This window comes from Novosphingobium subterraneum (assembly GCF_000807925.1).
Lineage (GTDB): Bacteria > Pseudomonadota > Alphaproteobacteria > Sphingomonadales > Sphingomonadaceae > Novosphingobium > Novosphingobium subterraneum.
In genome coordinates, this window is sequence record NZ_JRVC01000012.1 from 81,645 (window position 1) to 105,223 (window position 23,579).

Genomic DNA, 23,579 nt, shown 5'->3' on the forward strand with positions numbered 1-23,579 from the left:
GTGTTCGGGTTATTTGGCCGCAGCGGGGGCTGCTGCGGGTTCGGGAGCGGCAGGAGCGGGTGCTTCCTCGCCGCCGCCCAGCGAATGGACGTAAGTGGCCAGCATCTTCACCGTCACCGGATCGAGACGCGTGCCCCACGATGGCATCACGCCGTACCGGGCGTTCGTCACCGTCTGGGTCAGCGCCTTGCGGTCACCACCGTAGAGCCAGATCGCATCGCTGAGCTTGGGCGCGCCAAAAGCCCGATCGCCTTCACCGCTGGCGCCATGACAAGCGACGCAGTTTGCGGCGTAGATCTCGGCGCCGCGCTGCGAGGAGCCACTCGGCTTCTCCTGGGCGCTGATCACGCGGACATGGCTGACCACGTCCTGCACTTGGGCCGAGGTCAGGATGCCATCGCGGCCGAATGCCGGCATCTGGCTCATGCGGGTGGCGTCGTCGCCGGGCTGGCGCACGCCGTGGACGAGCGTCTGGTGGACCGTGGCGACATCGCCGCCCCACAGCCAGTCGTCGTCATTGAGGTTGGGATAGCCCGCACTGCCAGCGGCGCCATTGCCGTGACACTGGATGCAGTTGACCTTGAACGCGGCGCGTCCACCGTCGATCGCGGCGCGGCGAAGGCGCGGATCAGCGGCGATCTGTTCGATCGAGGCCTTGTCGAGTTCGGCCAAGAGCCCCGCCTTGCGCGCGGCCTCTGCCTTCATCTCCTGGTCGAGCTGGCCGCGGCTGGTCCAGCCGAATGTTCCCGCCGTCGCCTTGTCGATCATCGGCCAGGCCGGGTAGACCACGCAGTAGGCGATGGAGAAGATGATCGTGGCGTAGAAGGACCACAGCCACCAGCGCGGCAGGGGATTGTTCAGTTCCTCGATGCCGTCCCATTCGTGGCCGACGGTTTCGACGCCGGTTGCGTCGTCGATGCGCCCTCCGGCGGAGGCCGGAATCTTGTTAGACTCAGACATCGGTTTCGTCCTTGAAGATCGAGTTCGCAGCCTCGCGGTTCAGCGGCTTGGCGCCGGGGCGGAACGGCCATGCGCTCAACCCCACGAAAATGGCCGTCATCACCAGCAGGCCCCAGCTGTCAGCGAGATGCCGCAGCATGTCGTAAGTGGAGTGGGTGCTCATCGGCCCTTCTCCTTGGCGAGCTTCTCCTGCGCGGCAGGGGCGTTCACGTCGACAAGCGTGCCCAGCATCTGGAGATAGGCGACAAGCGCATCCATCTCGGTCAGACGCGTCGGATCGCCGTCAAAGTCGCGCGCCTGCGCCTTGGGGTAGCGCTTGAGCAGATCGGTCGCGTCTGCGTTCGGATCGGCCTGGGCCTTTAGGTCCTCGTTGGCCTTCTCGATGTCGGTCTTCGAATAGGGCACGCCGACCTGGTAGAGCGTGCGCAACTCTGCCGTCATGTCGCCCGGGTTCAGGTCATGCTCAGCAAGGTGCGCGTACGTCGGCATGATCGATTCCGGCACCACGGCGCGCGGATCCTTGAGGTGCTGCACGTGCCATTCATCGGAATAGCGATTGCCGACGCGGGCAAGGTCAGGCCCGGTACGCTTCGAGCCCCACTGGAACGGATGGTCGTACATCGATTCCGCTGCAAGGCTGTAGTGGCCGTAGCGTTCGACCTCGTCACGGAACGGACGGATCATCTGGCTGTGGCAGACATAGCAGCCTTCGCGGACATAGATGTCGCGTCCGGCCTGCTCGAGCGGGGTGTAGGGGCGCATGCCGTCCACCTTCTCGATCGTGTTGTCGATCCAGAACAGCGGGGCGATCTCGACGATGCCGCCCACGGTCACTGCCGCGAAGGCCGCGAGCCCGAGGAGCGTCACGTTGCGCTCCAGTTTCTTGTGCTTTTCCACGATTGTCGTCATGGGATTTTCTCCGGATGCGTCTGATCAGGCTGCGGCATGCGCGGCGAGGATCGGACGGTCCTTTTCGGGATCGTAGGGGGCGTCGCTCATCGGTGCTTCGTCACGCAGCGCCCCAAGGATCGTGCGCCAGACGTTGACGGTCATGACCACGGCTCCTGCGAGATAAAGCAGGCCACCGAAGGCGCGCAGGAAGAACATCGGCTTCAGCGCAAGGACGGTTTCGGCAAAGCTGTTCACCAGGTAGCCGTCGGCACCATATTCGCGCCACATCAGGCCCTGGGTGATGCCTGCCACCCACATCGAGGCGGCGTAGAAGACGATGCCCACGGTCGCGAGCCAGAAGTGCCAGTTGACCATGCGCAGCGAGTAGAGCCGTTCACGGTTCCACAGGCGCGGCACGAGGTAATAGACCGCCGCGAAAGTGATCATGCCGTTCCAGCCCAGCGCGCCGGAGTGGACGTGGCCGATGGTCCAGTCGGTATAGTGCGACAGGCTGTTCACCGACTTGATCGACATCATCGGGCCTTCGAAGGTGCTCATGCCATAGAAGGCGAGCGCCATGACCATCATGCGGATGATCGGATCGGTCCGGACCTTGTCCCAGGCGCCGTTGAGCGTCATCAGGCCGTTGATCATGCCGCCCCAGCTCGGCATCCACAGCATGACCGAGAAGACCATGCCCAGCGTCTGCGCCCAGTCGGGCAGCGCGGTGTAGTGAAGGTGGTGCGGACCCGCCCAGATGTAGAGGAAGATCAGCGCCCAGAAGTGGATGATCGACAGGCGGTAGGAATAGACCGGGCGTTCGGCCTGCTTCGGAACAAAGTAGTACATCATCGCCAGGAAGCCGGCGGTGAGGAAGAAGCCGACCGCGTTGTGGCCGTACCACCACTGCACCAGCGCGCCCTGCACACCGGCAAAGATCGGGTAGCTGCGGCTGCCGACGAAGCTGACCGGCCAGTTCAGGTTGTTGACGATGTGCAGCATCGCCACGGTCACGATGAACGACAGGTAGAACCAGTTGGCGACATAGATATGCGGTTCGGTGCGCTTGACGATCGTACCGACGAAGACCGCGAGGTAGGCCACCCAGACGATGGTAAGCCACAGGTCGACGTACCATTCGGGCTCGGCATATTCCTTGCCCTGCGTGATGCCGAGCAGATAGCCGGTTGCCGCCAGCACGATGAACAGCTGGTATCCCCAGAACACGAAACGGGCGAGGCCGGGGAAGGCCAGCCTCGCCCGGCAAGTACGCTGCACGACGTAGAACGACGTGGCGATCAGCGCGTTGCCTCCGAAAGCGAAGATGACCGCAGAGGTGTGCAGCGGGCGCAGGCGGCCGAACGCGGTCCATTCAAGACCGAGGTTCAGGACCGGCAGCGCCAGCTGCAGTGCGATGTAGAGCCCTGCCAGGAACCCTGCCATGCCCCAGAAGACGGTCGCGATCACGCCCCAGCGGATCACGTCGTCGTCGTAGCGGCCCTGATCAGGTGCGAGGATGGCCTTCGACAGATCCACCCCGCGCAGCGTGACGATCAGCCCGATGATGCAGGCCAGTGCCACGATGCCCATGTGGATCGCGAAACCCGTGTCGACGGCTGCAGCGCAGGCGGCGACGGCGATAAAGAGCGCAACGAGCCAGAGGCCCGAGCGCGATAGTGCCGATTCCATGGAGCCTTCCCTTCCATGAGTGATGTGCATGCCGCGCTGCACCCAAGGGCGGGGAGGAACATTGACCAGAGTCAAATCGCGCAAAATCAGCCTTATACTTTGGTCGTAGATCGCGTTTTCGCATTTTTGCGCTTCGTCAATGTCTCGTGATTCGGTGCGGTGCATCAGGCTGTCCAAGCCACGGACGATCTGGGGCCAGCGAGGGGCTGGCCATCCGTGGTGCAGGACAAGACCGATGAAGAAGCTGATTACCGCCGCCCTGCCCCTGGCCTTCGCAGCCGCCGCTCTTGCACCGGCACCGGCCCTTGCCGGCTCGGCCGAAGGCAAGCTGCAGGTCAAGGTGCTCGGCACTGGCGTGCTTCCGGACGGCAAGATCGTGGAAGTGAAGAAAGACCCCCTGGGCCTGACCACCGGCGCGCAGACCAAGGCCAACGACAACTATGTGCCGACCCTTGCGGTCGAGTATTTTCTGACGCCCAACATCTCGGCCGAGACGATCTGCTGCTTCACCCAGCACCATGTCAGCGGCGTGGGCGCCCTGGCCCCAGCCACCAACATCGTCGACCACGTGCTGGTGCTGCCGGCCACGCTGACGCTGAAGTATCACCTGCCGATGGGCGGCGGGATCAAGCCATATGTGGGCGCCGGTCCGTCGATGTTTCTGATCTTCGGTGAAAAGCCTGGTTCGAGCATCACTGGCCTGGGCGTGACCAAGGTCAAGATGTCCAACGAAGTGGGCTTTGCCCTTCAGGCGGGGGTGGACATTCCGGTCAACGACAAGGGCCTTGGTGTCAGCATCGATGCCAAGAAGTATTTCCAGGACACGACCGCCCACTTCTATGCCGGAAATGCCGAAGTCCTGACCACCAAGCACTCGCTTGACCCGTGGGTCGTGAGCGCGGGACTCGCATACCGCTTCTGACGAAATCCCCTTCCCGTCCGGCGCCCCCCACGCGCGCCGGATCAGGGGACGGCGGGCAGGAAATCACGAGGTTCTGGGATCGCCTCGCTGGTTTTCTGCCCGCCACTTTTTTGTTTGTTCAACTTACAAATCCCAACATTTCCGGGCATTTCGGGCCTGTTGCGCCGCAGACACAGGTGTGGCTGAATAGGCGGAACTTCCCCAAAGCCTGATTGCGCCGAACCGTTGCTCTAGCGCATGGGAACTCCAGCACTTGTCAACGAACAAGTTGCCATCGCAACTACAGTTGCGCCATTTCGGGAGGATACAACAATGGCTAACCCAGCCCGCATTCGCAGGATTCTGCTCTCGTCCGTCGCCTCGCTGGTGATCGCGACGCCCGCCCTCGCCCAGTCCGCCGATGAAGCACAGGCTGAAGACGGCAGCACCGGCAACGAAATCGTCGTCACTGCAACCAAGCGCGCCCAGACGATCCAGGAAGTGCCGTTCTCGGTGAACGCGCAGACCGCAGCCGACATCGAGAAGACCGGCGCCAGCTCGATCGAAGACATCTCGCGCTCGGTCGCCGGCCTCACTGTCCAGAACCTCGGGCCCGGCCAGAGCCAGGTTTCCGTGCGCGGCGTATCGGCAGGCCAGATCGTCCGCGACCAGCCGGGCGTGAAGGAACAGGTCGGCATCTATCTCGACGAATCCGTCACCTCGCTGTCGCTGTTCACCCCCGATTTCGACCTGTTCGACCTCAACCGCGTGGAAACGCTGCGCGGGCCGCAGGGCACGCTGTTCGGTTCGGGTTCGGTGGGCGGTACCGTCCGCTACATCACCAACCAGCCCAAGCTGGGCCAGACCGAAGGCCAGGTCGCCGCTGACGTCAACGTGCTCGACGGCGGCGATGTCGGCTATTCGGCCAAGGGCGCCGTCAACGTGCCGCTGGGCGAGAACGCCGCGCTGCGCGTGGTCGGCTATGGCGAGCACTTTGCCGGCTTTATCAACGCAGTCGGCCCGGCGGCCGGCAAGAACATCAACGACGGCGAACGCTACGGCGTTCGCGCAGCAGTGCTGTTCGAGCCTGTTGCTGGCGTGAAGATCACGCCGCGCATCGTCTACCAGGACATCAAGACCAACGGCTTCAACCGCGCGGACGTGTACCACTTCTACCAGAGCCCGCTGGCTGGCGCTCCCGCGCTGCCGGAAAACACGCAGTATCTGAAGCTGCGCGAAGGCTTCCGCGACAAGACCACCTTGGCTGACCTCACGATCTCGGCTCCAGTTTCGGATTCGATCGAGGTCACCAGCGTCACGACCTATATCAACCGCGATATTCTGGTTAGCCGCGATGCTTCGGCCCTGACCGGCTCGGTCTCGGTCTCGTTCGCCGGTTTGGAACCGCTTGTGGCGCCGGGCGCAAACCTGCCTTCGAACCTGCGCGATGGCACCAAGCTGAAGACCTGGACCCAGGAAGTGCGCCTGGCCTCGTCAGGCAAGGGCCCACTCCAGTGGGTACTTGGCGGGTTCTACAGCAAGATCGACCGAAAATACGCCCAGCGTCTGCCCACCCCGGGTTACGACGCCTTCGGCAACCTGTTCCTTGCCGCCCTGTGCCAAGCCGAAAACACGTGCCGCGTTCCCAACGCCAATCCGGCGTTGCGGACCCCGTTCGTGTCGACCGACGCTGCGATCGCCAACGGGTTCCCCGCGAACTCGCCTTACAATGCCGATATCCCATACGACATCGAGCAGTTCGCGATCTTCGGTGAAGCCAGCTACAAGATCGGCGACTTCAAGATGACCGCAGGCGGGCGCTACTACGACTTCAAGGAATCGCGCGATTTCATCTCGGGCGGCGTCTTCGCCAACGGTGACCGCCGGATTGCCGACAAGACCAAGAGCGACGGGTTCAATCCCCGCTTCATCGTCAGCTATCAACCGAGCCGGGATCTTTCGATCAACCTGCAGGCTTCGAAAGGCTTCCGCCTTGGTGGCGTGAACGACCCGCTGAACCTGCCGCTCTGCTCGGCCAACGACAAGGTCATCTTCGGTAACAGCCAGACCTACAAGGACGAGACCCTTTGGAACTACGAGGCCGGAGTGAAGCTCGCCAGCGGCCCCGTCACCTTCAATGCGGCAGCGTTCTACAACGATATCCGCAACCTGCAGGTCACGGCCGACGCCGGAAGCTGCTCGTCGCGCGTGGTGTTCAACGTGCCAAAGGCGCACACCACCGGTGTCGAAATGGAACTCGCTGCCGACCTCGGCATGGGCTTCTCGCTCGCAGTCAACGGCTCGGTGATCGAATCGCAGTTCGACAGCAGCGTCAAGGACGGCACTGGCGCGATCATCGCGGGCATCCGTGACGGCAACCGCCTGCCGACCGTGCCGAAGTTCCAGATGTCGGCAACAGCCGGTTACACCACTGAAGTGTCTAGCGGCATGGAGTTGTCGGCCAATGCCAGCTTCCAGCATGTCGGCAACCGCTTCACCCAGCCCTCGGATCAAGAGGCCGGCGCAGGCGTGTTCGGCAACTCGCTGTTCTTCAATCCGGCAACCGGCGCCTACGGCAGCGGCGCCTACAACTTCGGATCGTATCAGCTGCCAAGCTACAACCTCGTCAACATCTCGGCGGGTCTGAACTGGGAGAACGGCCTGTCGGTTCTGGTCTATGCCAACAACCTGTTCAACGAAACGCCGCTGCTCTCGCTCGACCGCGAACGCGGTGGCCGCGCACGCCTCGGCTACAACGTCGGCACGCCGCGCAAGATCGGCATGACCGTGCGCAAGTCGTTCTGATCCTTCGGGGATCGGACAAGAGAATGGCCGGTCCCGCAAGGGGCCGGCCTTTTCCATTTCCAACGCTGGAGCCGGATTCAACCGGCCAGCGAGACCAACGCCTGCCGGTTCAGTATCTCCACCTCGCGACGCGAGGGAAGTTCGATCACGCCTTCATTCTTGAGCTTGGTGAACTGACGGCTGACCGTTTCGATCGTCAGTCCCAGAACGTCAGCAACTTGCTGGCGGGAAAACGGCAGTGAAAAACGGCGTGCAGGCCCGAAAGCGGGAGTGCATCCCGTTTCCGCCAGGCGATCGGACATTTCCAGCAGGAATGTCGCGATCTTTTCCGATGCGTTCTTGCGCCCGAGGAGCATCATCCACGAACGCGTGCGGTCGAGTTCCGCGAGAGTGCGCTCCAGCAGCTTGTGCTCAAGCTCGGGATGTTCGCGGGCGAAGCGGTCAAAATCGTTGCGCGAGAACACGCAGACACGCGCATCCGTCAGCGCGACCACGCTGGCGCTGCTGGTCTGTCCGAACGGACGGCCGATGAAATCCGATGGATAGGCAACGCCGACGATCTGCTCGCGCCCGTCCTCCGTGCTGGTGGTCAGCTTGAGGACGCCTTCGATCACATTGGCGACGAGCAGCGAATCATCGTCTTCCCAGATCAGCGGTTCGCCCGCCGTCACTACTCTGCGTCGACCGATCTGATTGAGCGCTTCAATCTCACGGTTGTCGAGTCCGGCGCAAATGGCACGATTGCGGACGACACAGGTATCACAGGAAGACATGGCGCTTCGTTATCATTCCGAACCATTTCCGGCAATTGGCGAAAAGGATCGGTCTTCGGGCTCTCCGAAGCACGAAAAAATTGGGCGGTCCGTTTCTGCCGGGCCGCCCGAGTTGGGGAGAAATCGCCGAAGCGGGGCGGAGGCCGGTGGGGTGCATCCACCCCGCTTCGTCGAAGTCATGACTATCCGCGCGCGCCCGAGCCCGCGTTGACGGAAGTCAAAAACACCAACAATTTTTAGGATTGCTGCAGAATTCAGAGCGCGGGAAGCTGCGTCACGTCGTGATACTGGCCCCGGAAGAACAGCAGCGGTGTGCCGTCTTCGCGACGGTCCAGCGCCTCGACTGCGCCAACCACCAGAAAGTGATCGCCGATGTCCTCGACCCGCTCGACCGTGCAGTCGATCCAGGCAATCGCGTCCTCGAGAAGCGGCATGCCGGACGGCGTGTGATCGTGCGCAAGCTCGGCAAACTTGTCCTCAGCCTTCGCTGCAAAGCGCTTGCACAGCTCCAACTGGTCAGCGCCCAGCACATTCACGCAAAACCGGCCCGTCTCCGCGATCTTGGGCCATGTGCTCGATCGCTTGTCCGGGAAAAATCCCACAAGCGGCGGATCGAGCGAGATCGAACTGAACGAGCCCACGACCAGACCGTGCCGCGTTCCATCCGGCTCGACCGAAGTGATGACGCAGACACCTGTCGGCCAGGTACCGAGGACGTTACGGAAATGGCGGGGATCGATCATGCGCGCCTGCCTGTCGCCATTTCGCGCGGGCGTCAACCGTCCCTGAAGGTCTGGCGGGCTATTCGAAGTACGCGATACAGCGCACTTCGATGCTTTCCCGGATCTTCGCATCGGGCAGGCTGGTATCGTGAAACGCGGTGTGCGGGCAGCGCCAGGTGACCGAGTGATCGCTGTCCTGAAATTTGAACAGCAGCACGTCGTCTGCCTGCATGTTCGAGAAGTACCACCAGCGGTGGCGCTCGCGATGGCGGAAGATCGTCGCGGCGATCATCTGGTCCTCCCCTTCGACAGGAGCGGTCAGGGCGTCGCCGGTCGGGAATTCATCGACCACGAACAGGGTGTTCGAGGCGGTTTCCTCATCACTCACCGTGCGTCCGTCGCATACTGCCAGCGGCCAGTCCTGCGGCCCGGGCGAAAACGTCCGCCACAGCGAAAAGCAGATATAGCGCTTGTACCCCGGACCATCGGCAAACCGATCGGCATAGACCCGCGCGGCGGCGCGTTGCCCGGTAATCTCGTTATAATCGACGTGCGCTTCGCCTGCCGGTGGCTGGATTCCGCCGGAGTGCTGATAACCCTCGACCTTCTGTTTCGCCCTGGCCGACAGATCAGCCGACGTCCGGATCATCCACCCTTGAGCAGCGGTTCGGCTTGCCCCGGAAAGGCGCGTCACCAGGTTCTCGACTTCAGCCAGATAGGCGGCGTCGACCGCGGGCTTATCGTGGAAATCGGCAATGGCAGAGCGATGCTTGCCGAGCACGAAGCCATGCGTGTCGAGCGTGAAGTGATCGCGGATGGTCATCCCGTCGCGCACTTCGCAAGCGTAATCGAAATAGTCGCCGGTGTTCATCTCGGCGCCCTGCGAGACATAACGCCGCGTGACGTAGTCCCCCTCGCCCAGATACCGGATCAGCGCGGGAGCGCGGCGGACAGATTCCTCGATCGGCTCAAGCTGCGCAGTGACGTTCATCTGCCTCTCCCAAGGCCTTGTTTCTGATCCGGCCGACCTTCACATATGTTAGCCTGCCTAATCAAGTGGTGCCTTGAAAAGAAATGCAAGCCAAACGCGTAAAAGGCGTGTAGGGGCCGCCGCACAGGTATCGCCGTGCACTGTGTGGGAACGGGCTGAGGCGATTCGTGCCGGGGAAGTACCCCGGCCACCCAGCCGATATTGGCCCAACACATATGCGAATGTCGCTTCGGCGGCAGGAATGGCGATTTTGACGATGACTTTTGCACACCTCCCCAGCCCGCTCGCGCAGGCACTCGAAGCGCATGGCTATACGGCGCTTACGCCCGTCCAGGCTGCCGTTACCGAACCCGAAGCTTCGGGGCGCGACCTTGTCGTGTCGGCGCAGACGGGCTCGGGCAAGACCGTGGCTTTCGGCCTTGCCATGGCGCCGGAACTGATCGGCGACGAAAGCGCCCTCCCCTTCGCCACCGCGCCGCTGGCCCTGGTCGTGGCGCCAACCCGCGAACTCGCTCTGCAGGTCAGCCGCGAACTGCAGTGGCTCTATGCGCCGACCCACGCGCGCATCGCCACCTGCGTCGGCGGCATGGACCCTTCTCGCGAACGCCGCACGCTGCAGGGCGGAGCGCATATCGTCGTCGGCACGCCGGGCCGCCTGCGTGACCACCTCGAACGCGGCGCGCTCGACCTCTCCGCGCTCGCCTGCGTCGTGCTCGACGAAGCCGACGAGATGCTCGACATGGGCTTCCGCGAAGACCTCGAGGAACTGCTTGACGCAACGCCGGAAAACCGCCGCACGCTGCTGTTCTCGGCGACGATGCCAAAGCCGATCGAGGCATTGGCAAAGCGCTACCAGAAGAACTCGCTGCGCATCTCCACCGTTGGCGAAAATCGTGGCCATGGCGATATCGCCTACCGCGCCGTCGCCGTTGCTCCTGCCGAGATCGAAGCCGCCGTGGTCAATCTGCTGCGCTTCCACGAGGCCGAAACCGCGATGCTGTTCTGCGCCACGCGCGACAACGTCCGCCGCCTCCATGCCACGCTGGTTGAACGCGGCTTCACCGCCGTCGCCCTTTCGGGCGAGCACAGCCAGTCCGAGCGCAACAACGCGCTGCAGGCCCTTCGCGACCGCCGCGCTCGCGTTTGCGTTGCCACCGACGTGGCCGCGCGCGGCATCGACCTGCCTTCGCTGAGCCTCGTCATTCACGTCGAGATTCCGCGCGATGCCGAAACGCTGCAGCATCGTTCGGGCCGGACCGGTCGCGCCGGCAAGAAGGGCACGGCCGTGCTCATCGTGCCGTTCCCGCGCCGCCGCCGCGTCGAGATGATGCTGCGCGGGGCCAAGATCAACGCCGAGTGGGCCGAAGTGCCGACGCCGGAAGCGATCCGCGCGCAGGACCGCGAACGCCTGCTCGAGACGATCCTCGCACCGGTGGAGCCGGACGAGGCCGATCTCGAAATCGCCCGCACCCTGCTCGAACAGCGCAGCGCCGAGGAACTGGCCGCCGCTCTGGTTCGCGCGCATCGCGCCGCCCTGCCCCAGCCCGAAGAGCTGCTCTCCGGCACCGACGAAGGTCGCAAGCAGGCCGCGCACCGCCCCGGCTTTGACGATGTGGTGTGGTTCCGCATGGACGTGGGCCGTCGCCAGAACGCTGATCCGCGCTGGATCCTGCCGACGCTGTGCCGTCGCGGTCACGTCTCGCGCCAGGAAATCGGCGCGATCCGTATCGCGCCGAACGATACCTGGTTCCAGGTCCCTCGCGCCATTGCCGACCGCTTTGCAGATGCCGTGCGCCGCACCGCCGATCCCAAGGGCGAGGACGAGAACGGCATCCACATCGAAGCCGCGCCCGATGGTCCGCGCGAAATGGCGCGCGACAATCGCCGCGGCGCCAATGACGGCCCGCGCAAGTTCCAGCGCAACGACGACCGTCGCGGCGACGACCATCGCGGCCCACGCCGCCCTCACCCGGCCGGCCAGCGTCCGCAAGGCAAGCCGCATCGCAAGGGCCCTGCGCAGCCACGCTGATCAACCTCGTGGAACGGAATCGCCTGCTCCGGCTTGGACATGATGTTCGAGCCGGAGTTTTCACATGTCCCTGATGCCCAAGCCTGCCACCTTCCGCCTGATCGGGGCGCTGGCCCTGCCCTTCGCACTGATGCTCGGCGCGTGCGACGCGGCGGACACGCCGACACAGCCCATGGACGCCAAGGATATTCCTGAGAACCAGGGCATGGGCGGCGCCTATGACGGAAACCCGACGGAGACTCCGTCAGGCACCGGCGCGGACACGCCTGTGAACGCACCAGCCGAGGACCGCTCCTCGGCTGACGGCACAACGCCAATGCAGTCGCAACCGCAGTAAGGCGGTTTATTCCTCGCCCATCCGCAGGGCGGCGATAAAGGCTTCCTGCGGGATCGAGACGTTGCCGTACTCGCGCATGCGGGCCTTGCCCTTCTTCTGCTTTTCCAAAAGCTTCTTCTTGCGGGTGATGTCGCCGCCATAGCACTTGGCGGTAACGTCCTTGCGCATCGCCGCGATCGTCTCGCGGGCAACAACCTTGCCGCCGATGGCTGCCTGCACCGGGATCTTGAACAGGTGGCGCGGGATCAGGTCCTTGAGGCGCTCGCACATGTGACGTCCGCGCGCTTCGGCCGCGCTGCGGTGGACAATCATCGACAGCGCATCGACTGGCTCGTTGTTGACGAGAATGCTCATCTTGACGAGATCGCCCTCGCGCAAGCCGATCTGCTCGTAGTCGAACGAGGCATAGCCACGGCTGATCGACTTGAGACGGTCGTAGAAATCGAACACGACTTCGTTCAACGGCAGTTCGTAGGTCACCTGCGCACGCCCGCCGACATAAGTCAGCCCGGTCTGCACGCCGCGCCGGTCCTGGCACAGCTTGAGCACCGAGCCGAGGTACTCGTCCGGCGTATAGATGGTGCCCTTGATCCACGGTTCGTCGATCTGTTCGATGCGGCTTGGATCGGGATAGTCGGCCGGATTGTGCAGCAGGATCTCGCGCGCATCATCGTTGCGGCTGGCGCGCAGCTGGATGCGGTAAACCACTGATGGTGCAGTGGTAATCAAGTCGAGATCATACTCGCGGCTGAGACGCTCCTGAATGATCTCGAGGTGCAGCAATCCCAGGAAGCCGCAACGGAAACCGAAGCCCAATGCTGCGCTCGATTCCATCTCGAAGCTGAACGATGCGTCATTCAAGCGCAGCTTGGCGATGCTTTCGCGCAGCTTTTCGAACTCTGCAGCATCGACCGGGAAGATGCCGCAGAACACGACCGGCTGCACTTCCTTGAAGCCCGGCAGTGCTTCCTTGGCGCCCTGCTTTACCGTGGTGATCGTGTCACCCACGCGGGCCTGCGCCACTTCCTTGATCTGCGCGGTGATGAAGCCGATCTCGCCCGGACCCAGTTCGTCGAGCGTCTCGATCTTTGGCCGCATGCAGCCGACGCGGTCGATCAGGTGTTCGGTCCCCCCGGCCATGAACTTGACCTGCAGGCCCTTCCTGATCACGCCATCGATCACGCGAACGAGGATGACGACGCCGAGGTACGGGTCGTACCACGAGTCCACCAGCATGGCCTTGAGCGGTGCGCTGCGATCGCCCTTCGGCGGGGGAATGCGCTCGACCACGGAGTCCAGCACTTCCTCGATGCCGATGCCCGACTTTGCGCTGGTCATCACGGCGTTGCTGGCGTCGAGGCCGATCACGTCCTCGATCTCGGCCTTGACCTTTTCGGGCTCGGCGGCGGGCAAGTCGATCTTGTTGATCACCGGCACGATCTCGTGATCGTGCTCGATCGACTGATAGACGTTGGCCAGCGTCTGCGCTTCCACGCCCTGCGCCGCGTCCACGACCAGCAGCGCGCCTTCACAGGCGGCAAGGCTGCGGCTGACTTCATAGGCAAAGTCGACGTGGCCCGGCGTGTCCATCAGGTTGAGCTGATAGGTCTTTCCGTCCTTGGCCTTGTAATCAAGGCGCACGGTCTGCGCCTTGATCGTGATGCCGCGCTCCTTCTCGATATCCATGTTGTCGAGCACCTGCTCAGACATCTCACGCTCGGAAAGGCCCCCGGTGTACTGGATAAGACGATCCGCCAGCGTCGACTTGCCGTGGTCGATATGGGCGATGATGGAGAAATTGCGGATCAGCGAAAGGTCGGTCATGTCGGTCTTTGAATGAAAGCGGTGCGGTGCGCACCGGAGCGCCGTTAGCAGGTGTGATCCAGCGAGTCACGATGGCCCGAGTCTGCATCGGTGAAAGCCCCGAGACGCGATTCTTTTCAGATGTGCGTCAGTTTCTCGACATCGGACACAAAGCCGAAATATTATTTTTCCATTGAAAATCATATGGATAAATCGAATTCTACGAAGCGGAATCTGCCATTGCGTCAACTGGCTGTCACAAACTCGTCATTTTCAGCGCCTAGCGGCACCGGCAACACAGCGAACGGAGAAGCAAAGTGTCGGCAAGCAAGGCGTTCAAGGCGGCGTTGGCAGCAACCGTCTTCCTGTCTGCGCCGCAGATCGCGGCAGCGGCCGAAGATCAGGACGCAAAGATCGCCGATCTTCAGCGCCAGGTCGATGAACTGAAGGCCATCGTCAAGGCAATGCAGGCGGCCCAGGCGGCTCCGCAGATCGCGGCCGCGCCGGCCACCACCACGCCTCTTGCCCCGGCGGCGCCTGTTGCGACCAATCCTGCTGCGACGGCGCCGACGGCCACGCCAGTTGCCTTGGCCAGCGCCGCACCGGTTGAGAAGAAGAAGAAGGCCTGGCACGAGAAGCTGATGATCCGGGGCTACACCCAGATGCGCCTAAACGAGATCGTCAGCGGGCCGAAGAACGCGCCTGCAGGAGTATCAAGGCTGCGCTCGGTGCAGGACAGCGGGATCAGCGAGAATGGGAACTTCACGCTGCGCCGTGCTCGCCTTGTCGTGCAGGGTGACATCTCCGACCGCGTCTCGCTCTATATGCAAGGCGATATGGCGGCTGCGGTCAGCAACCAGTCGGCAAATGAATCGCGCCAGCATTTCTTTCAGATGCGCGATGCCTATGCAGACGTGTTCCTCGACAAGGCTAAGACATTGAAGGTGCGTCTCGGCCAGTCGAAGGTGCCCTATGGCTGGGAGAACCTCCAGAGCTCCTCGAACCGTGTGCCGCTGGATCGTACCGATGCGATCAACGCGCCCGTTCCCGGTGAACGCGATCTTGGCGCCGTCCTCTATTACACCCCGCCGAAGATCCAGAAGATCTGGGACGAGCTTACCCAGGATGGCCAGAAGCTGTTTGGCAATTACGGTGCCTTCGCCATTGCCGCGTACAACGGCCAGGGCATCAACAAGGTTGAACGCAACGGCGGTCTGATGACGGTCGCCATGGCGACGGTGCCGTTCCGGCTCGACGGCATCGGCCTCGACGGCCAGGTCGCGGAATTCGGCGTAACCGCAATGCGCAACCAGTTCCGACCCGAAGTCCGCACGGGCGGCGTCTCGACGATCTCCTATGACGACAACCACGTGAACTTCCACGGCATGATCTATCCCAAGCCCTTTGGCATCCAGGCCGAATGGACCTTCGGGACGGCACCGCAATGGGACCGCACGCTTGGCGCCATCCGTTCGCAGCGGGCGTCTGGCGGCTATGTCATGGCCATGTACCGCATGCCGGAAACCCCGATCGGCCAGCTCATTCCGTTTGCGCGCTGGCAGAAGTATCGCGGCGGCTGGAAGAGCGCGATCAACGCGCCACGGCTCGAAACGGACGAGTACGAGGTGGGCGTCGAGTGGCTCCCGTTGAAGGAACTGGAAGTCACGCTCAACTATGCCAACGTCTCGCGTACCGAAGCAGACGAGAGACGGACCGGGCAGGCCAAGGGCGATGTCATCCGCGCGCAGGTGCAGTGGAACTATTGATCATGTGGGCCTGAATGGTGCCGGTCGGTCCGGCACCGCGAAAATGCCTGTCCTTGGGCGTCCGCTTATCGCAGGCAAGAGGCGGATCGTCGCTTGCCGCGGTGATGCCGTGCCTGTTCATCCGACGTTGTGGATCGTGTCGCAAGGATCGCCGTTGTCGCAGCAAATCGGATCAACCGAACTGCAAGCATCGTTTCGACTACGGGAGCATCCCATGAGAAAGACCATTCTGGCCGCAACCCTGGCAGCCATCGCTCTTCCCGCCGCACCGGCGCTGGCAGATCCCCCGCACTGGGCTCCCGCCCACGGTCACCGGGCAAAGCACGACCGCATCTATGACAGCCGTGGCCGCTACCTTGAGCCGCGTCGCATCAGCAGCCGCGATACCGTGTGGCGCGGTCGTGACGGACGCTACTACTGCCGTCGCAACAACGGCACGACCGGGCTGATCATCGGCGCTGCAGGCGGCGCGCTGCTGGGCCGCACCATTGATACCCGGGGCGATCGCGCTCTGGGTACGATCCTCGGCGCAGCGGGCGGCGCACTGCTCGGGCGCGAGATCGAACGGAGCGGTGGTCGCTGCCGTTAAGCGATTTTCAGCTTCATGCATCGGGGCGGCTCGCAAGGGCCGCCCTTTTGCTATTTGCGCGCCAGTTCCTTGACCAGCGCGGGCGCAGGGTAGATCACGTCCAACGCATGCTGGATCGCTGCGGTGCTGACGACGACGGTCCGGTTGACTTCACCTTGATAGCCGTAGTTGCCGCCGATCGAATGGATATTACCGTCGAACGCCGCGCCGATCACGCTGCCGTCGCGGTCGATTACCGGCGATCCCGAATTGCCACCGATGATGTCGTTGGTCGTGACGAAATCGAACGGCAAGGACTTGTCGATCTTCGCCTCGTTCGCCGCAAATGCACTGGCCAGATCGAACGGTTCGGCACCGGTCGCCCGGTCGAAGGCACCTCCGATGGTGGTGACCGGCGCAACGTCCTGCCCGCGCTCCTTCCAGCCCTCGACCTTCCCATAGCTGATGCGCAGCGTGAACGTGGCGTCGGGATAGACACTGTTGCCATAGGCCATGAACCGCGCATCGGCGAGCCGGGCTCCTGCTTCGGCCAGAGGTCCGGCATAGCGTTCGTCCACCAGCTTCTTCAGTTCCCGCTCTCGGGCGTCGATCTTGCGGGCATAGACGATCATCGGGTCGGATGACGCCTCGATAGCCTTGCGGCCGCCTTCCCACAGCGCCTTGCGAACCGCCGGATCGGCCAGCGTCGTCCCGCCAACCAGTCGCTCGGCCAAAGCCTCCGGCGACTCCTTACCCAGCAACAGCCGGGTGTCAGCATCGTCGGCACCAAGATACTCGCGCGCCTTCGACAGGCTCCATGCCAGTTCCAGCTGCTCCATCCACGGATAGACCGGTGCATCGTCGAGCAGCGTCTTGGCCGTGAGTTCGAGGCTGGAATCGCGGAATTCCGGCAGGCGCTCGGCATTGGGCTTTTCCCGCTCTGCCGCGCCCTGCACCAGCTTCATGGCCTGATCCATCAATGCGGAGTGCGGCACGATGAAGCGCCACGGCACATAGATGTCGCGATAGGACTGGACTGCCTTCGCCGTGTCCGTCCAGGGATCGCCGATCCCCGGTTTGCCCTTGGTCTTCGCCTTCAGGTCCGCCTCGGCATCGCCAAGCATCTTGAGGAATGCCGGATCGTTCAACGCCTTCTGCCGCCCGATATAGACCTTGAGGCTGTTCTCGATCCCGAACAGTTCGTCAGCGCCCTCGCGCTTCTGCTGCGGGCTCTTGTCCATTGCCGCAATAAGGCGCCCGCGCAGTTCGGACAGGATGGTCGTTGTCAGCGGAAGTCCGACTTCGCGCTGGAAGGCGATCTGGTCAGTGGTGAAAAGCCTCTGCGTTGCCCCCGGATTGCCAACCACGAACGTCGCTTCGCCTACCTTCGGCCCGCGAGAGTTCCATGAGAGATGGGCAGGAGTTGGAACCGGTTTGCCATTCTCGTAGGCCCGCAGGAACGCGGCATCGAGCGCATAGCGCGGGTAGTTGAAGTTGTCCGGATCGCCCCCGAAGAACGCCGCCTGAAACTGTGGCGCCCAGGCCAGGCGCACGTCGGAATACTTTCGATAGGTATAGAGCTTGTACTGGCCGCCGCCGAACAGCGTTACAACCTCGCATCGCGTGGTCTTGCCGTCCTTGCACCCGTCTTTCTCGATCCGTGCAACTTCGGCATCGCGCGCCTTGACCAGCGCTTCGCCGGTGGAATTGCCGATCGCCGCCTTGACCCGTGCGGTCACGTCGGAAATTGCGGTCACGACCTCGGCCTGCTGGCCGGGGCACTTGAGTTCGTCTTCGCGCCGGGTGGGCACGAAGCCGTCCTTCAGAAGATCACGCTGGTCGGTCGAGTTGTCCTGCGCGCATTCGACGACGCAATGGTGGTTCGTAAGGATCAGCCCTTCGGACGAGACGAAGCTGGCCGAACAGCCGCCGGTCAGGCGCACTGCTGCTGCCTGCACGCGGGCCAGCCACTTCGCATCGGGTGCCCACCCGTAGTCCTTCTGCATCCTGGCCGTCGGGAATGCATCGAAAGTCCACATGCCCTCGTCAGCCAGAGCCTGCGCAGAATGGAATGACAACGACAGCAGCGCGGCGGAAGCGGCAAGACGGAATTTGGCCATGGCACCCGGTCCTGAAAGTTACAATTGCAATCGCATTAACCATCGCACGACATGGACGGATTTTAAAGTGACAATGTTACATGCAATCTTCGTCAATAAATCCTTGCGACAGGATCGGCTTCGCATAACCTGTGGGCATGTGGCTGCTAGACCAGATGCTCAAGAGGCTGATCCGCAAGGGTAAGCTTGTCGTAATCGATCACGATGGCAAGGAGTACGCCTACGGCGAGCCAACCGCCCCGCCCCTGAAGATCCGATTCACGGACAAGGGCGCGGCCATGCATGTCGCCAAGGACCCGCGAGTCGGCGCGGGCGAAGCGTACATGGACGGACGCATGGTCATCGAACCACCGCATGACGTGCGTGATTTCGTCCTGTTCGTCATGGGCAATGCCAGCAACGCGGGCGGCATCGACCGCAAGGGTCCGGTCCGCAAGGCGCTGTCCAGGGTCGTCTCGCGCATCGACCAGATCAACCAGCGGGCGCAGGCCTCGAAGAACGTCGTTCACCACTACGACCTGACCCGCCAGTTTTACGAGCTGTTCCTCGACGAGGACCGGCAATACACCATGGCCTACTTCCGCGATCCTCAGAACACGCTGGAGCGCGCTCAGGTCGACAAGAAGGCGCTGATCGCCTCCAAGCTCCGGCTGGTGCCGGGGCAGAGTTCAGGGATGCGCGTGCTGGACATCGGCTGCGGCTGGGGCGGTCTTGCGCTCTATCTCAACCGCCACTTCGGCTGCGAAGTGCTTGGCGTAAGCCTTGCGCCCGATCAGGTGAAATTCGCGCAGGAGCGCGCCGAAGAAGCTGGCGTCGCCGACAAGGTCAAGTTCCAGCTGATCGACTATCGCGATGTGCAAGGCCAGTTCGACCGCATCACCAGCGTCGGCATGATCGAGCACGTCGGCGCACCCAACTTTGGCGAATACTTCGCGAAGACGAACGAGCTGCTCGATCCCGATGGGATCATGCTGACCCACACGATCGGCCGCAAGGGCGCGCCCGGCACGACCGACAAGTGGACGCGCAAGTACATCTTCCCCGGCGGCTACATCCCGGCGATGAGCGAACTGGTCTCGGCGCTGGAGAGGACCGGCTGGGAAGTGGGCGACATCGAAGTCCTGCGCTACCACTATGCCTACACGCTCGCCGAATGGTACCGTCGTGCCACGATGCACCGGGACGAAATCGTCGCGCTGTATGACGAGCGCCTGTTCCGCATGTGGCAGTTCTACCTTGCCGGAGCCGAGCAGAGCTTCCGCCACGGCGGCATGGTCAACTTCCACATCCAGAGCGTGAAGCGTCGCAGCGCCCTGCCCATGACCCGCGACTACATGCAGCAGGAATGGGCGCGGCTGTCAGCTCTGGACGAGGCGCCGGAGTGGCATCTGGAGCGCAAGGCGGCGGAGTGACTTTTCGGCCCCTTACGTAGCCATGGGATAATGGCGCCGCCCGCAGGATCGGCTCACACCGATGGGGCGGTGCCTGCGCGTCCCCTCGCAACCCTTGCTCCGGCCGCAATACCAGGCTTTTCGATTGCCGCGTACGTGGCCAGTGAGCCGAGATAGGTAAGGACGATCGTGCCCACCGCGATGGCAGCTTGCGCCAGCGTGCCAGCAAGCCCGAAAGCGGCACAGAGATAGGCGATGCCATAGAGCGGTATCATGTGAAGCAGATAAATCGAGTACGAGATATCGCCCATGTGGCTTGGAATTCGGGCACCAAGCAGCCGTGCTGGCAGGTGAAACACACTCTTGGTCGGCTGGCGCGAAGAGAAAACCACGGCAGCCCAGAGCAAGAGCGGGATGAGCTGCGCAAACCCGTCAACGGCAATGGCTCCGAGCGCGCAGATCAAACCGATGACAGCAGAGGCCCCGGACGCGCCGGGCTTAGTGGAGACGTGCGTGGCAATGCCAATCGCAAACAGGAGGATCTTCGCACCGAGGAAAGCGCCCGTAAACAGCGGGGCGAGCGCAAGAAGGCCTCCTACAATGGCGGCAGCGACCAGCCACCGCTGCCTTAACATGGCGCCAACGAGAAAGGGGGCCAAAAGGTAGAATTGCCATTCGAGCGAAATGCTCCAGGCCTGCCCCACGATCGTATAGGCCGGGTTGTCGGCAAAAGAGAGCGGGACCAGTCCCTGCAGCAGCGGTATGTGGATGAACAGGTGGGATGGCAGTGCCTTGATAGCTTGCTCCGCCAGGGCCATGCGATTGAGATTGGCATCCGTGGGCGGAAGACTGGCCCAAGCCTCGGCCTGAACCCCGAGAAGCAGTGTCGATATCGCCAGAACCGGAAGATACAGCGGGAAAAGTCGAAACGCCCGCCGGACGATATACGCCGGATAGGCTTCATCCTTGCGATCAATGAGCATGGCGATCACAAAGCCGGACAGGAGAATGAAGACATCGACCGCCAGCGTGTTGCGATCGATCAGCGGCAGCTTCCATGCCAGGGCGAGAGAAACGTGCCCCGCCACCACCCACCACGCCATGATCCCGCGCAGTCCATGGAAGGACTGAATTCTGCTGGTTTCGCCACTTTTGCCCATATCGGGGAGGTGTCGCACTCGAGACGGCGTGTCAACAGAGGCTTGAACCGGGCGCCCCCCTTCTTGGGCCTGCGCAGTGCGCGTACCGTCTCGGCTCCCACTTTCACTGCGTGGAAAGAAGGTGCCCACGACATGCTTGATCTTGGCGTTCGGCGATTGCCACCCGGCGACTAACTTGTTAGCCACACTAACGAACAAATCTCAGCAGGGTGCCTTTTGATGACCGCTCCTACCGCCGCCGACCTTTCCGCCGACATCCAGCGCGTGTTCGCGCTCCAGCAAGCGCATATGTGGGAAGCCAAGGCCTCGAGCGCCGATGTGCGCAAGGAAAAGCTCGCGCGCCTCAAGGCTGCGGTCGAAGCCCATGCCGACGACATCGTGGCAGCCGTGCTGGAGGACACCCGCAAGCCGGTGGGTGAAATCCGCGTTACCGAAGTGCTCAACGTCACCGCCAACATCCAGCGCAACATCGACAATCTCGATGAGTGGATGAAGCCGACGGAAGTCCAGACCTCGCTCAACCCGGCAGACCGCGCCCAGATCGCCTATGAAGCGCGGGGCGTCTGCCTCATCCTCGGGCCGTGGAACTTCCCGCTCGGTCTTGCGCTCGGGCCGGTCGCCGCTGCGATTGCGGCGGGCAACACCTGCATCGTCAAGCTTACCGACCTGTGCCCTGCCACCGCGAAGATCGCTGCGGTGATCATCAAGGAGGCCTTCGACGAGAAGGACGTCGCCCTGTTCGAAGGCGATGTTTCCGTGGCAACTGCGCTGCTGGACCTGCCCTTCCACCACATCTTCTTCACCGGAAGCCCGCGCGTCGGCAAGATCGTGATGGCGGCAGCGGCCAAGCACCTCACCAGCGTGACGCTGGAGCTTGGCGGCAAGTCTCCGGTGATCGTCGACGACAGCGCCGATATCGACCAGATTGCGGCACAACTTGCCGCTGCCAAGCAGTTCAACGGCGGACAGGCCTGCATCAGCCCTGACTACGTGTTCGTGAAGGAAGACAAGAAGGCCGCGCTGGTCGAAGGCTTCCGCGCCAACGTCGCCAGGAACCTTTATGACGAAAGCGGCGCGCTGAAGAAGGACAGCATCGCTCAGGTCGTCAACAAGGCAAACTTCGACCGGGTGAAGGCGATGTTCGACGACGCCGTTGCCAAGGGCGCAACCGTCGCCGTGGGCGGCACCTTCGACGCGGATGACCTCACCGTCCACCCAACGATGCTGACCGACGTCACCCCGCAGATGACGATCCTGCAGGACGAGATCTTTGCCCCGGTCATCCCGGTGATGACCTACGACACTCTCGACCAGGCCATCGGCTACATCGAGGCCCGCGACAAGCCGCTGGCGCTCTACGTCTACAGCAAGGACGAGGACAACATCGAGAAGGTCCTCGCCCGCACCTCTTCAGGCGGCGTCACCGTGAACGGGGTGTTCTCGCACTACCTTGAGAACAACCTGCCGTTCGGCGGCGTCAACACCAGCGGCATGGGCAGCTATCACGGCTATTTCGGCTTCAAGTGCTTCAGCCACGAACGGGCGATCTACCGGCACATGTAAGGCGCACTCTGCGTCGTTCGGCCTATTCCTGATCGCCCGGTGGCTTCCTAGCCTGTCTGAAACAGGCATGAGGGACGACATGGCGATCAGGAGAGCACTTGCGGCAATCGGGCTCTTGCTCGCGACGGTGACGACTGTTCACGCGGGCGAAGTCCGCGTCGTGCCAATCAACGATCACCTCATCGCCTTCTATGACGGTCGTCCGGAAGAGAAAGGCGTCGATCTGTCGAAGGCCACCTGGGCGGACCATGGCGCGAACTTTGTCGGCGTCGCTACCTTTGCCGTGTTGGACGGCGCCGAGGCGCTGGTCTACGACACCTACCCGAGCATCGAGCAGGCGCAGCAGGTGCGCGCCTGGCTTGAAAAGCGCGGCGTGAAGCACTTCATCGTCGTCAACAGCCACTGGCATCTCGATCACGTCGGCGGCAATGCGCTTTATGCGGACAGCACGGTGATCGCGACGGAGAAGGCCCGGGCACAGCTGATCCGGCACAAGGCGCAGATCGAGGATGGCACCTTGCAAGGCCCGCCAGCCATATCGCCGTTGAAGGTGCCCGAAGTTGGCATCACTGAACCGACAATGGTCAGTGTCGGGCGTTACACGGTTAAACTGCGCCCGGTGAACATCCACTCCGCCGACGGCCTCGTCGCGTGGCTCCCGCAGGACAGGCTGCTGCTGGCGGGAGATACGCTTGAAGATACCCTGACCTTCATTGCCGAACCGGAAAGCCTTGCGGAACAGTACCGCAACCTCGGCGCGATGAAAGAATGGGCGCCGGTGGGCATCCTGCCCAACCATGGCGATCCGGCGATCATCGCCAAAGGCGGCTATCACACCGACCTGATCGACATGACTCGCAACTACATTCGGAGCATGGCCGAACACGCGCACGACAAGGATCTTGCCAACCAGCCCATCGAGCGGTTCATCCCGGCCGAACTGAAGGCAGGCACTGTCAGCCTGTGGTGGGCCTATCGCGAGGCGCACCACGAGAACCTGCAGAAACTGGCAAGCTACTACAAGGACAGGCCCCTGCCCGCCTTTGCGCCCTGATCGTCAGGCAGCCACATCCCGGCAAACCTTGCACCCCCGCCCCCTCCCTGTTAGGC

The 23,579-nt window shown here is 62.9% G+C and carries 19 protein-coding genes; 9 read left to right on the forward strand and 10 right to left on the reverse strand.

All coding sequences use genetic code 11. The features are described from left to right. Positions 1-9 precede the first annotated feature (9 nt). From ccoP to ccoN, 4 genes are read right to left on the reverse strand one after another with little or no spacing between them, the layout of a single operon-like run. Positions 10-960, reverse strand: coding sequence for a cytochrome-c oxidase, cbb3-type subunit III (gene ccoP / locus NJ75_RS12915; RefSeq protein WP_039335148.1), 951 nt, complete (start codon positions 958-960; stop codon positions 10-12). After that, positions 953-1,123: a cbb3-type cytochrome c oxidase subunit 3 gene (locus NJ75_RS12920; RefSeq protein ID WP_039335150.1), complete on the reverse strand. Its 171-nt coding sequence runs from the start codon at positions 1,121-1,123 to the stop codon at positions 953-955. The genes ccoP and NJ75_RS12920 overlap by 8 nt, the downstream gene beginning before the upstream one ends. Then, positions 1,120-1,869, reverse strand: a complete 750-nt coding sequence (gene ccoO / locus NJ75_RS12925) for a cytochrome-c oxidase, cbb3-type subunit II (protein ID WP_039335152.1) — start codon at positions 1,867-1,869, stop codon at positions 1,120-1,122. The genes NJ75_RS12920 and ccoO overlap by 4 nt, the downstream gene beginning before the upstream one ends. Before the next feature lie 24 nt (positions 1,870-1,893). Continuing rightward, positions 1,894-3,540: a cytochrome-c oxidase, cbb3-type subunit I gene (gene ccoN / locus NJ75_RS12930; RefSeq protein WP_039335153.1), complete on the reverse strand. Its 1,647-nt coding sequence runs from the start codon at positions 3,538-3,540 to the stop codon at positions 1,894-1,896. Positions 3,541-3,775: 235 nt separating this feature from the next. On the opposite strand from ccoN, the gene NJ75_RS12935 reads away from it, so the two are divergent. Continuing rightward, entirely contained in the window at positions 3,776-4,462 is a 687-nt protein-coding gene (locus NJ75_RS12935; RefSeq protein WP_039335154.1) for an OmpW/AlkL family protein, read from the forward strand. A 312-nt stretch (positions 4,463-4,774) separates the two neighbouring features. Continuing rightward, positions 4,775-7,246: a TonB-dependent receptor gene (locus NJ75_RS12940; protein ID WP_039335155.1), complete on the forward strand. Its 2,472-nt coding sequence runs from the start codon at positions 4,775-4,777 to the stop codon at positions 7,244-7,246. Positions 7,247-7,323: 77 nt separating this feature from the next. Here NJ75_RS12940 and NJ75_RS12945 read toward each other — a convergent pair whose 3' ends face one another. From NJ75_RS12945 to NJ75_RS12955, 3 genes are all read right to left on the reverse strand, one after another. Then, complete coding sequence (locus NJ75_RS12945) at positions 7,324-8,019, reverse strand: Crp/Fnr family transcriptional regulator (RefSeq protein WP_039335157.1); 696 nt, start codon at positions 8,017-8,019, stop codon at positions 7,324-7,326. Between the two features lie 254 nt (positions 8,020-8,273). Further along, entirely contained in the window at positions 8,274-8,762 is a 489-nt protein-coding gene (locus tag NJ75_RS12950; RefSeq protein ID WP_039335159.1) for a flavin reductase family protein, read from the reverse strand. Positions 8,763-8,820: 58 nt separating this feature from the next. Continuing rightward, positions 8,821-9,732, reverse strand: coding sequence for a CmcJ/NvfI family oxidoreductase (locus NJ75_RS12955; protein WP_039335161.1), 912 nt, complete (start codon positions 9,730-9,732; stop codon positions 8,821-8,823). Between the two features lie 256 nt (positions 9,733-9,988). Between NJ75_RS12955 and NJ75_RS12960 the strand changes: the two genes are divergently transcribed. Beyond that, positions 9,989-11,761, forward strand: coding sequence for a DEAD/DEAH box helicase (locus NJ75_RS12960; protein WP_039335263.1), 1,773 nt, complete (start codon positions 9,989-9,991; stop codon positions 11,759-11,761). A gap of 64 nt (positions 11,762-11,825) precedes the next feature. Next, entirely contained in the window at positions 11,826-12,098 is a 273-nt protein-coding gene (locus NJ75_RS12965) for a hypothetical protein (RefSeq protein ID WP_039335163.1), read from the forward strand. Between the two features lie 6 nt (positions 12,099-12,104). Here NJ75_RS12965 and lepA read toward each other — a convergent pair whose 3' ends face one another. Continuing rightward, positions 12,105-13,922 carry a translation elongation factor 4 gene (gene lepA / locus NJ75_RS12970; protein ID WP_039335165.1) on the reverse strand — a complete coding sequence of 606 codons (1,818 nt, stop codon included), beginning with the start codon at positions 13,920-13,922 and terminating at the stop codon, positions 12,105-12,107. A 296-nt stretch (positions 13,923-14,218) separates the two neighbouring features. On the opposite strand from lepA, the gene NJ75_RS12975 reads away from it, so the two are divergent. Then, the gene (locus tag NJ75_RS12975) at positions 14,219-15,667 is read left to right on the forward strand and encodes a porin (RefSeq protein ID WP_052242461.1); all 1,449 of its coding nucleotides are present in this window, start codon (positions 14,219-14,221) and stop codon (positions 15,665-15,667) included. 214 nt (positions 15,668-15,881) lie between these two features. Further along, positions 15,882-16,256: a glycine zipper 2TM domain-containing protein gene (locus NJ75_RS12980; protein WP_039335167.1), complete on the forward strand. Its 375-nt coding sequence runs from the start codon at positions 15,882-15,884 to the stop codon at positions 16,254-16,256. Positions 16,257-16,306: 50 nt separating this feature from the next. Here NJ75_RS12980 and NJ75_RS12985 read toward each other — a convergent pair whose 3' ends face one another. Continuing rightward, positions 16,307-18,355: a S46 family peptidase gene (locus NJ75_RS12985; protein WP_039335169.1), complete on the reverse strand. Its 2,049-nt coding sequence runs from the start codon at positions 18,353-18,355 to the stop codon at positions 16,307-16,309. A gap of 137 nt (positions 18,356-18,492) precedes the next feature. Here NJ75_RS12985 and NJ75_RS12990 point away from each other — a divergent pair, with 137 nt between their 5' ends. Continuing rightward, positions 18,493-19,767, forward strand: a complete 1,275-nt coding sequence (locus NJ75_RS12990; RefSeq protein ID WP_039335171.1) for an SAM-dependent methyltransferase — start codon at positions 18,493-18,495, stop codon at positions 19,765-19,767. Between the two features lie 53 nt (positions 19,768-19,820). Here the strand turns inward: NJ75_RS12990 and NJ75_RS12995 are convergent, their stop codons facing one another. Beyond that, on the reverse strand, positions 19,821-21,104 hold the full coding sequence (locus tag NJ75_RS12995) for an acyltransferase family protein (protein ID WP_156135790.1): 1,284 nt from the start codon (positions 21,102-21,104) through the stop codon (positions 19,821-19,823). Positions 21,105-21,125: 21 nt separating this feature from the next. Here NJ75_RS12995 and NJ75_RS13000 point away from each other — a divergent pair, with 21 nt between their 5' ends. Then, complete coding sequence (locus tag NJ75_RS13000; protein WP_039335174.1) at positions 21,126-22,469, forward strand: aldehyde dehydrogenase family protein; 1,344 nt, start codon at positions 21,126-21,128, stop codon at positions 22,467-22,469. 79 nt (positions 22,470-22,548) lie between these two features. Then, complete coding sequence (locus tag NJ75_RS13005; RefSeq protein ID WP_052242463.1) at positions 22,549-23,523, forward strand: MBL fold metallo-hydrolase; 975 nt, start codon at positions 22,549-22,551, stop codon at positions 23,521-23,523. Positions 23,524-23,579 lie beyond the last annotated feature (56 nt).

Coding starts and splice junctions, on each gene's coding strand:
- NJ75_RS12990 (WP_039335171.1), top strand. CDS start 18,493: ATGTGGCTGCTAGACCAGATGCTCAAGAGGCTGATCCGCAAGGGTAAG.
- NJ75_RS12935 (WP_039335154.1), top strand. CDS start 3,776: ATGAAGAAGCTGATTACCGCCGCCCTGCCCCTGGCCTTCGCAGCCGCC.
- lepA (WP_039335165.1), bottom strand. CDS start 13,922: ATGACCGACCTTTCGCTGATCCGCAATTTCTCCATCATCGCCCATATC.
- ccoO (WP_039335152.1), bottom strand. CDS start 1,869: ATGACGACAATCGTGGAAAAGCACAAGAAACTGGAGCGCAACGTGACG.
- NJ75_RS12980 (WP_039335167.1), top strand. CDS start 15,882: ATGAGAAAGACCATTCTGGCCGCAACCCTGGCAGCCATCGCTCTTCCC.
- NJ75_RS13000 (WP_039335174.1), top strand. CDS start 21,126: ATGACCGCTCCTACCGCCGCCGACCTTTCCGCCGACATCCAGCGCGTG.
- NJ75_RS12950 (WP_039335159.1), bottom strand. CDS start 8,762: ATGATCGATCCCCGCCATTTCCGTAACGTCCTCGGTACCTGGCCGACA.
- NJ75_RS12985 (WP_039335169.1), bottom strand. CDS start 18,355: ATGGCCAAATTCCGTCTTGCCGCTTCCGCCGCGCTGCTGTCGTTGTCA.
- ccoP (WP_039335148.1), bottom strand. CDS start 960: ATGTCTGAGTCTAACAAGATTCCGGCCTCCGCCGGAGGGCGCATCGAC.
- NJ75_RS12920 (WP_039335150.1), bottom strand. CDS start 1,123: ATGAGCACCCACTCCACTTACGACATGCTGCGGCATCTCGCTGACAGC.
- NJ75_RS12940 (WP_039335155.1), top strand. CDS start 4,775: ATGGCTAACCCAGCCCGCATTCGCAGGATTCTGCTCTCGTCCGTCGCC.
- NJ75_RS13005 (WP_052242463.1), top strand. CDS start 22,549: ATGGCGATCAGGAGAGCACTTGCGGCAATCGGGCTCTTGCTCGCGACG.
- NJ75_RS12965 (WP_039335163.1), top strand. CDS start 11,826: ATGTCCCTGATGCCCAAGCCTGCCACCTTCCGCCTGATCGGGGCGCTG.
- ccoN (WP_039335153.1), bottom strand. CDS start 3,540: ATGGAATCGGCACTATCGCGCTCGGGCCTCTGGCTCGTTGCGCTCTTT.
- NJ75_RS12955 (WP_039335161.1), bottom strand. CDS start 9,732: ATGAACGTCACTGCGCAGCTTGAGCCGATCGAGGAATCTGTCCGCCGC.
- NJ75_RS12945 (WP_039335157.1), bottom strand. CDS start 8,019: ATGTCTTCCTGTGATACCTGTGTCGTCCGCAATCGTGCCATTTGCGCC.
- NJ75_RS12960 (WP_039335263.1), top strand. CDS start 9,989: ATGACTTTTGCACACCTCCCCAGCCCGCTCGCGCAGGCACTCGAAGCG.